This is a genomic window from Microbacterium sp. SCN 71-21 (genome assembly GCF_001725695.1).
Lineage (GTDB): Bacteria > Actinomycetota > Actinomycetes > Actinomycetales > Microbacteriaceae > Microbacterium > Microbacterium ginsengisoli.
The window spans coordinates 1-6,096 of sequence record NZ_MEGA01000125.1 but is presented as its reverse complement, the minus strand read 5'-3'; the positions used below and the strand labels follow the sequence as shown (position 1 = coordinate 6,096).

Here is a 6,096-nt window from a genome sequence, read left to right as displayed (position 1 = left end):
CCGTATCCAGGTCCTGCGTCTGGGCACCCGCGTCGCGAACATCCCCGCGAAAGACACATCCATGGAAGAACTCGTCGGACTCATGACCGGCGCCGTCACCCACGACACGAAGGAGTCGGCCCGATGAGCACGACGCAGTCGGCGAAGGAGAACACCTCCGCCACCTCGAGCAGCCCGGCCGCGCCGCGGACGGAGACGGTCGCCATCGGCACCCTCACCGAGCCGAAGGCCGGCTTCGTGCGCAAGCTCCTGCGCGCACAGGCCTTCCAGATCTTCCTCGTCCTCCTCGTGATCGTGCTGATCTTCGGCGCCCTGGCACCCACGACGTTCGCGCAGTGGTCCAACTTCCGCCTCGTCCTCCAGAACGCCTCGATCCTCGCGATCCTCGCCGTCGGCATGACCTTCGTCATCTCGACGTCGGGCATCGACCTGTCGATCGGTTCCGTGCTCGTCTTCTCCGGCGTCGTCTCCGCGATGACGATGCGCGCGATCGGCGGCGACGGCTGGGGTGTCGCCACGATCGGCATCCGTGCTCGTCTTCTCCGGCGTCGTCTCCGCGATGACGATGCGCGCGATCGGCGGCGACGGCTGGGGTGTCGCCACGATCGGCATCCTCGTCTCGATCGCCTCCGGCATCCTCTGGGGCCTGTTCAACGGCTTCCTCATCGCCAAGGGCAAGATCCCGCCCCTCATCGTCACGCTCGGCTCCCTCGGCATGGGACTCGGATTCGCCCAGATCCTCACCGGCGGCGTCGACATCCGCGAGGTGCCGCTCGTGCTCACCACCTCGATCGGCTACGGCAACGTGTTCGGCACGGTCCCGATGATCTCCGTGATCGCCCTCGTCATCGTCGTCATCGGCGGGATCGTGCTGCATTTCACGCGCTTCGGGCTCCACACCTACGCGGTGGGATCCAGCGAGATCGCGGCGCGTCGCGTCGGCGTGAAGGTCGACCGCCATCTCATCGCCGTCTACACGCTCTCGGGCGCGCTGGCCGGTGTCGCCGGCGTCCTCTCGCTCGCGCAGTTCTCGACCACGGCGATCGCCGGTCAGTCGCAGACGAACCTCAACGTGATCGCCGCGGTCGTCATCGGCGGCACGTCGCTGTTCGGCGGCGTCGGCACGATCTTCGGCACCGTGATCGGTCTGTTCATCCCCGCGGTGCTGCAGAACGGATTCGTGATCACCGGTGTGCAGCCGTTCTGGCAGCAGGTCGCCGTCGGCGCCGTGCTGATCACCGCGGTCTACGTCGACCAGGTGCGTCGCTCCGCCGCCATGCGCGGCAACTCCCAAGGCCTCTGGCGAAAGTTCGTCAGTGGGGGTCGCCGCGGGTGACGGCCCGCGACGACCTGATGAATCAACCCATCAATTCACCAAGAGAAACGGTAGTCACAATGAAGTGGAATACGAAGGCTCTGGCGGTCGTCGCTGTGGGCGCGTCCGCGATGTTCGCCTTGTCGGCTTGTTCGTCGGGATCGGGCGGATCGTCCGCGTCGGGCGGAACGGGACCGAAGATCGCGTTCGTGCAGGGCGTGGCCGGTGACGAGTTCTACATCTCGATGCAGTGCGGCATCCAGTCCGCCGCGAAAGCCGCCGGCGCGACGGTCACCACCCAGGGACCGGAGAAGTTCGACCCCACCCTGCAGAAGCCGATCGTCGACGCGGTCGTGGCCTCCAAGCCCGACGCGCTGCTGATCGCCCCGACCGACGTGACCGCGATGCAGGCCCCCATCGCCGCGGCCGCCGCCGCCGGCATCAAGGTCGTCCTCGTCGACACCACCCTGCAGGACCCGTCCATGGCCGTGTCCCAGATCTCCTCCGACAACAAGGGCGGCGGCGCGGCCGCGTTCGACGCGATCAAGGCCGCCCACCCCGACGGCGGCAAGGTCCTCGTCGTGTCCATCGACCCCGGCATCTCCACCAGCGACGACCGCGCCGCCGGCTTCGAAGACGCCGTCGCGAAGGACTCGAAGTTCACCTCCCTCGGCATCCAGTACTCCCACAACGAGCCCGCCACCGCCGCGGAGATCGTCACCGCAGCCCTCCAGAAGGACCCCGACATCGTCGGCATCTTCGCCGCGAACCTGTTCGCCGCCGAAGGCACCGCGACCGGCATCAAGCAGGCCGGCAAGACCGGCGTGACCGTCGTCGGCTTCGACGCCGGACCCGCCCAGGTCAAGGCCCTCAAGGACGGCACCGTCCAAGCCCTCGTCGCCCAGGAACCCGGCACCATCGGAAAGGACGCCGTCGCCCAGGCCCTCGCCGCCCTCAACGGCCAGACCGTGCAAGCCAAGATCCAGACCGGCTTCACCGTCATCACCAAGGACAACGTCGACACCACCGCCAAAGACGCCGTCTACCAGTCCTCCTGCGGCTAACCACCACACCACCACCCGCCCGCGGGCGCGCCGGTACCGGCCGCCCGCGGGCCTCCGCATTCCCCGCGACATCCACCGAGGAGCCCGCTCATGACCACCCTGTCGGCCGCCACCCTGGGCGACCTCGCCCCCACCGTCGCCGTACCGGAGTACGACCGTTCGCGCGTACGCACCGGCATCGTCCACATCGGCGTCGGCGGCTTCCACCGCGCCCATGAGGCGATGTATCTGGATCGCGTTCTCGGCACCGGGTCCACCGAGTGGGGGATCTGCGGCATCGGGATGCTCCCCTCCGACGTCGCCATGCGCGACGTGCTCGCTGCGCAGGACGGCCTCTACACCCTCGTGACCACCGCGCCCGACGGGTCGACGGAGGCACGGGTCGTCGGCTCCCTCATCGAGTACCTCTACGCCCCCGATGACCCCACCGCTGTGCTGGACAAGCTCGCGCACCCCGACACCCGCATCGTCTCGCTCACGATCACCGAGGGCGGGTACGGCATCGACGACGCGACCGGCGCCTTCCGGCCGGTGGATGCCGCGGTGCTCGCAGATCTCGAAGGGTCGTCGTCGGACGTGCCCCGCAGTGTGCTCGGCTATCTGACCGCGGCGCTGCGGCGCCGCCGCGACGCCGGCGTCCCCGGGTTCACGGTGATGTCGTGCGACAACATCCAGGGCAACGGCCACGTCGCGCGCACGGCGCTGCTCGGATTCGCGGAGCGCGTCGACTCCGACCTGGCCGCCTGGATCGGCGAGACGGTGTCGTTCCCGAACTCGATGGTCGATCGCATCACCCCCGTCACGACCGACGAGACGCGCGCCGCGGTCTCGCGCGACATCGGCATCGAGGACGGCTGGCCGGTGCACTCCGAGTCGTTCGAGCAGTGGGTGCTCGAGGACGACTTCCCCCTCGGCCGCCCGGCACTGGACGAGGTCGGCGTGCAGCTCGTGGACGAGGTGCTGCCGTACGAGCTCATGAAGCTCCGGCTGCTCAACGCGTCCCACCAGGCGATGAGCTACCTGGGGATCCTTGCGGGTGAGCGCTTCGTGCACGACGTGTGCACCGATCCGCTCTTCGTCGGGTTCCTCCTCGACTACATGCACATCGAGGCGATTCCGACGCTCGAACCCGTGCCGGGCATCGACCTCGACGCCTACTGCGCGACCCTCATCGCGCGCTTCGGCAGCGAGGCGATCCGTGACACGCTCGCCCGCCAGGTCGTGGACGGCTCGGATCGCATCCCCAAGTTCCTGCTGCCGGTCGTGCGGTCCCGCCTCGCCTCCGGCGGCGACATCCGCCGCGCGGCACTCGTGCTGGCCGCGTGGAGCGTGTTCCTCGAGCGCAGCGCGGAGCCCGGCACCGCTCTGCCGGCGGTCGATCGCCGACTGGGCGAGTTGCAGGAGGCCGCCGCCCGGGAGGGGGCACGACCCGGCGCGTTCCTCGACTACGCGCCCGTGTTCGGCGAACTGGGAGTCGATGCGGCACTGCGGGCGGCGTTCATCGCTGCGCGCGCCTCACTCGCTGAGCGCGGCGCACGCGGCGCGATCGAGGCACTCCAGGGCTGACGGCGCTGCCCGGCCACGGCCGGGCAGCGCCGGACGCGTGCGCCGTCCGACGGACGTGCGACGCCCTCCGCCGTCAGTCGCCCGCGGGCGCCGGAAGCCGGCACGACTCGCGCTCGACGAGAGCGACGTGAGCGCGCCGAGCCGATACGGATCCTGGTCGATGACCGACACCGACGGCGTGAGCGTATCGGCCATCGGGAAGTCGCCGAACCCGATCATCGCCATCGGGTCCGCGCGCAGCACATGCGCGAGCGCCATCGAGGTGCGCGCGTTGGCGGAGAAGAGAGCCGTGGGCGGTTCGGGCAGCGCACGCAGGCGCACGAGCGCCGCGGCCGCGGCATCCCGATCCGACACCATCACCTCGACGAGGTCGTCCGAACGACGGATGCCGGCCTCGTCCTGTGCCCGGCGCCACCCCTCGAACCGCTTCGTCTCGGTCGACAGATGCAGCACGTCGCCCACGTACGCGATGCGGCGGTGACCGTGGGCGATGAGATGGGAGACCGCCAGGTGCGCGCCCTGCTCGTCGTCCTCGGTGAACGTGTCGGTCTCGAGGTCTACCGGGCCTCGGTCGACGAAGACGATCGGCGTGTGCTCCCGCCAGCGCTGCAGCCACGAATGATCGAGGCCCACCGGGGCGACCACGAGCCCGGACAGCTTTCGCCCGAGCATCGACTCGATCGCGTCGCGCTCATCGACGGGGTCGTCGCCGAGGCTGGTGACGAGGGTGGAGATGCCCTGGGCACGCGCGGTGTCCTCGATCGCCCGAGCGATGGCCGCGAAGAACGGGTCGACGATGTCCGGTACCGCGACGCCGATCACCGATGCGCGACCGGCACGGAACGTGGTGGCGAGCACGTTCGGCACGTAGTTGAGCTCGCGCATGGCCTTCTCGACCTCGGCGCGGGTCGCGGGCAGCACGTGCGGATCGTCGTTGAACACCCGCGAGACGGTCTTCGTGCTCACGCCCGCACGGGCGGCGACATCACGCATCGTCGACATCGGCGCTCTCCCCTTCGCGTCTTTCCCCGGATCCTCGGATCTCGCGCAACCCTATCCCCCGGGAGCCGTGGTCGACGCCCGGGGGTCGTCGGGTGTCAGGCGCGGCCGTCGACCGCGTCGGCGAGCTCCCGCAGGCGGGGCAGGGCACGGTTCGTCAGCAGCTCCTCGCGACGTCCGGCGTCGGCCGAGAGGGAGTCCTTCCACAGCGAACGGCCCGCCATGGCGCCCGCGGCGCCGTGGGCGACGGCCGTGGCCACCTGACCGATGAACGTCTCGTGGTCGACGCCGGCCGAGAGCACGGCCCACGGCACGCCCTGGGCGGCCTCGGTCACGCGCGCGCAGCCCTCGGCGGAGCCCGGGTACTGGAGCTTGAGGATCTTCGCCCCGCACGCGACGGCGAGCGCAGCACCGTCGGCGACGAGCGTCGGGAAGGCGGCGGCGTACTCCTCGTCGCTCTCGCCCTCGAGCTGGTAGGTGAGCAGCTCGACGATCAGCAGCAGGCCCTCCGCCTCGCACGCGGCGACGAGGTCGCGGATCTCACCGGCCACGCGGGAGTCGAGTCCCTGCTTGTCGGGGCGGGTGTACCAGAGCATCTTGGCGACGTCGGCGCCCTGCTCACGGATGGAGTGCGGAGTCGCGCCGGGGACGTAACGGGTGTACTTCAGGCCGTCGACGGTCTCGAACCCGGACGCGTCGAGCCCGACGACGAGCGCCGTCTCGCGCGAGAGCACACCGTCGTCGACGATCCCGGGAAGCGCGACCTCGGGGTCGAGCAGGATGGCCGGGGCGTGGTTGGCGAGGTGGCGCACGAGGTCCGCCTTGACCTCGGCGAGCTCCTCGCGGGTGATCGCGTCGGAGCCGTGCGGGGCGTCCTTGATGGCCGCCTTCATGCCGTTGCGCTGATCGGCGGCGACGATGAGCATGTTGCCGTCCGGGGTCGAGATCGACTGGAGGGCGCGGCGCTCGAGCGTGGTCAGTTCGTTCATGGGGTGCTCCTTGGTGGGGGTCGATGGCAGACGGGCGGATGCCACGTCCGCAGGCTCTAGGGGGTGGTCGGTGTCGCCGCGGGGGATGCGGACACGAGGCGCGCGGCCACACGGGCTGCGCCGTACGCGGTGTCCTGCTCGCGGGTGGAGACGGTGACGTCGG

At 70.2% G+C, this 6,096-nt stretch carries 6 protein-coding genes; 3 read left to right on the top strand and 3 right to left on the bottom strand.

Features of this window, described 5'->3' with window-relative positions; translation table 11 throughout:
• Window positions 1-95: 95 nt before the first annotated feature.
• On the bottom strand, window positions 96-518 hold the full coding sequence (locus ABT08_RS13085) for a hypothetical protein (protein WP_288115245.1): 423 nt from the start codon (window positions 516-518) through the stop codon (window positions 96-98).
• A gap of 11 nt (window positions 519-529) precedes the next feature.
• Between ABT08_RS13085 and ABT08_RS13080 the strand changes: the two genes are divergently transcribed.
• The 3 genes from ABT08_RS13080 to ABT08_RS13070 all read left to right on the top strand — a co-directional run bounded on the left by ABT08_RS13080 (window position 530) and on the right by ABT08_RS13070 (window position 3,945).
• Window positions 530-1,336, top strand: a complete 807-nt coding sequence (locus ABT08_RS13080; RefSeq protein WP_288115244.1) for an ABC transporter permease — start codon at window positions 530-532, stop codon at window positions 1,334-1,336.
• Between the two features lie 59 nt (window positions 1,337-1,395).
• The gene (locus ABT08_RS13075; RefSeq protein ID WP_056519280.1) at window positions 1,396-2,379 is read left to right on the top strand and encodes an ABC transporter substrate-binding protein; all 984 of its coding nucleotides are present in this window, start codon (window positions 1,396-1,398) and stop codon (window positions 2,377-2,379) included.
• Window positions 2,380-2,469: 90 nt separating this feature from the next.
• A complete protein-coding gene (locus tag ABT08_RS13070; protein WP_056519264.1) occupies window positions 2,470-3,945 on the top strand; it encodes a mannitol dehydrogenase family protein in 1,476 nt (491 codons plus the stop codon).
• On the opposite strand, the gene ABT08_RS13065 is transcribed toward ABT08_RS13070, so the two are convergent.
• Window positions 3,895-4,947: a LacI family DNA-binding transcriptional regulator gene (locus tag ABT08_RS13065; protein WP_288115243.1), complete on the bottom strand. Its 1,053-nt coding sequence runs from the start codon at window positions 4,945-4,947 to the stop codon at window positions 3,895-3,897. The genes ABT08_RS13070 and ABT08_RS13065 overlap by 51 nt on opposite strands.
• Window positions 4,948-5,042: 95 nt before the next feature.
• The gene (locus ABT08_RS13060; protein ID WP_056519272.1) at window positions 5,043-5,933 is read right to left on the bottom strand and encodes a tagatose-bisphosphate aldolase; all 891 of its coding nucleotides are present in this window, start codon (window positions 5,931-5,933) and stop codon (window positions 5,043-5,045) included.
• Window positions 5,934-6,096: the final 163 nt, after the last annotated feature.

Bases quoted from the DNA above. Each gene is read 5' to 3' on its own strand.
- ABT08_RS13060 (WP_056519272.1), bottom strand. From the start codon at position 5,933: ATGAACGAACTGACCACGCTCGAGCGCCGCGCCCTCCAGTCGATCTCG.
- ABT08_RS13070 (WP_056519264.1), top strand. From the start codon at position 2,470: ATGACCACCCTGTCGGCCGCCACCCTGGGCGACCTCGCCCCCACCGTC.
- ABT08_RS13075 (WP_056519280.1), top strand. From the start codon at position 1,396: ATGAAGTGGAATACGAAGGCTCTGGCGGTCGTCGCTGTGGGCGCGTCC.
- ABT08_RS13065 (WP_288115243.1), bottom strand. From the start codon at position 4,947: ATGTCGACGATGCGTGATGTCGCCGCCCGTGCGGGCGTGAGCACGAAG.